2 protein-coding genes are annotated in these 2462 nt (G+C 71.5%); both read right to left on the bottom strand.

Annotation, left to right across the window (positions count from 1 at the left end):
• Positions 1–79 precede the first annotated feature (79 nt).
• On the bottom strand, positions 80–553 hold the full coding sequence (locus FNH04_RS44795; protein WP_152791964.1) for an NUDIX hydrolase: 474 nt from the start codon (positions 551–553) through the stop codon (positions 80–82).
• Positions 554–620: 67 nt separating this feature from the next.
• Positions 621–2234, bottom strand: a complete 1614-nt coding sequence (gene lnt, locus FNH04_RS44790) for an apolipoprotein N-acyltransferase (RefSeq protein ID WP_322725672.1) — start codon at positions 2232–2234, stop codon at positions 621–623.
• Positions 2235–2462 lie beyond the last annotated feature (228 nt).

Below are 2462 nucleotides of genomic sequence, written 5' to 3'. Positions count from 1 at the left end.
GGGCGGGGGGCACGCTCATGGCCCGACCCTGGGCACCCCTGGTGCCCTGGCCCCCATGGACGGCCCCCACACCTTGCTCTCAGGTCATGGTGCCGAACCACGCGGGGCCATCGGACATGGCCTGCTTGATCCGGAACAGCCCGAACTCGTGCAGCTCCGGCAGCGCGTCCACGTCGAACCAGCCGACCTCCAGCGACTCGTCGTCGTTGACGCGCGCCTCCCCTCCGACGGCACGGCAGCGGAACGTGGTGTCCATGTACTGGCAGACGTCCCCGTTGTCGTACCGCACGGGATCCCCGGTCTGGACGAGGACGACCCGCTCGGCCACGCACCGCACCCCGGTCTCCTCGAAGACCTCCCGCACGGCGCAGACCGCCGGCTGCTCCCCCGGCTCCGGGATACCGCCGATCACCGCCCACCGGCCCGTGTCCGACCGGCGGTTCAACAGCACTCTTCCCTCGTCGTCGAAGACCACGGCGGTGATGCCGGGGAGCCAGAGCAGCTGGTGGCCCACGGAGGCCCGGAGTTCGCGGATGAAGTCAGGAGTTGCCATGAGGGGACCTTAACGGCCCGGTACCCCTCCACCTGGCCGGTTCCGGACGCGCACGACCGGCGTATGGCTACACGTCACCGGCGCGCCGACCGCGCACTGCCGTCCCCACGGCCCATCCGAGCCCACCGGCCGCGACGAGCAGCAGGAGTATCTCGGGCAGCACCCCGAGGCGGGTCGCGGGAGTCTCGGAGGAGCGCAGGGGCACCTTCTGGACCAGCGAGTCGGCGACGAACATGCCGGTCTTCTGCGTGATCTCCCCGTCCGGCATGATCACGGCACTGACCCCGCTGGTCACCGGCACCGTGACGGTACGGCTGTGCTCGACGGCGCGGATACGGGACATGGCGAGCTGCTGGTAGGTCATCTCGCTGCGGTCGAACGTGGCGTTGTTGCTCGGCACCGAGATCATCTGCGCGCCGTCCGTGACCTCGGAGCGCACGGCCCAGTCGAAGGCCGCCTCGTAGCAGGTGACGAGGCCGACCTTGGCACCGTCCATGGTGAACACGCCCGGCTCGCTGCCCCTGCTGAAGTCCTGGCGGACCATCGAGGTCCACTCGTCGTTGATGGCGCCGATCATCGACCGCAGCGGGAGGTACTCGCCGAAGGGCTGGATCTGCCGCTTGTCGTAGGTATCGGTGGGCCCCTTCCGCGGATCCCACAGGATCTGCTCGTTGTAGAGCTTGCCGTCCTTCGCGACCACGCCGCCGACCGACACGGGGACCCCGATGGCCTTGGCGGCGCCCTCGATGACGGCGTACGCGTCGGCGTTGGTGAAGGGGTCGATGTCGGAGGAGTTCTCCGGCCACAGGACGAAGTCCGGCTGGGGCACCTTGCCCGCCTTGACCTCTGCGGCCAGCCGCTCGGTCTCGCGCGCGTGGTAGTCGAGGACGGCCCGCCGCTGCGAGTTGAAGTCGAGCCCCGCGCGCGGGACGTTGCCCTGGATGACCGCGACGGTCGCCGTGCCGTCCTCGGCCGCGTCACTGACCAGGGAGCGGGCCCCGAGAGCGCCCACGACGGGTACGGCCACGCTCAGCAGGGCCACGGCGGCGGCCCCGCGCCGTATGGCCTGGGTACGACGTGCCTCGACGCCCAGCCGCACGATCTCGAACAGCCCGAAACCGCACAGCACGAGCGCGAACCCGAGCACGGGAGTGCCGCCCAGCGCGGCGAGCGGCAGGAACACACCGTCGGCCTGCCCGAAGGCGACCTTGCCCCACGGGAAGCCGCCGAACGGTACACGTGCGCGTGCCGCCTCACCCGCGACCCAGAGGGCCGCCGCCCACACCGGCGCACCGGGCAGCCGTGACACCACCGCGACGCCCGCGCCGACGAGTCCGACGAACACCGCCTCGATGACGACGAGCGCCAGCCACGGCCCTGGCCCGACCTCCACACCCGTCCACACGAGCAGGGGCAGCAGGAATCCGAGCCCGAAGAGATAACCGAGCCCGAAGCCCGCCCTCCAGGTGCGGCCCCGCAGCACCCAGCCGAGGACCGCGAAGGCGGGCAGGGCCAGCCACCACAGGGTGCGCGGGGGGAAACTGACGTACAGCAGCGCTCCGGAGAGCGCCGCGGCGGCGGCGGGAACGAGGCGGCGCGCCAGTCCGGCCGGCCGTGACGCGGGCGAGGACTGGGGGTCGAGCTGTTCCGGCTCGCCCACGGATGTTGCGGTGGCGGTCACCCAGGGAGTCTACGGCGCGTGACCGGGCCGCCGACAGCGCGGTCCGCCCGGCCCCGGCGAGGCATCGCCCACAGTTCTGCAGCGACGTTCCTGCACAACGCATCCACAAAACGGCACATCACCCGTTACGGTGTGCCCCGAGCCTCTGACGTGCGGCCGGATCCGGCCATGGCGATCGGGGCCCGTCACAGTCGGGGGGACGACGGGGTGGGGTCCACAGGGACGGAG

The sequence above is a fragment of the Streptomyces phyllanthi genome, from assembly GCF_009377205.1.
Taxonomy (GTDB): Bacteria; Actinomycetota; Actinomycetes; order Streptomycetales; family Streptomycetaceae; genus Streptomyces; species Streptomyces phyllanthi.
This window is presented reverse-complemented; position numbering and strand designations above follow the sequence as displayed.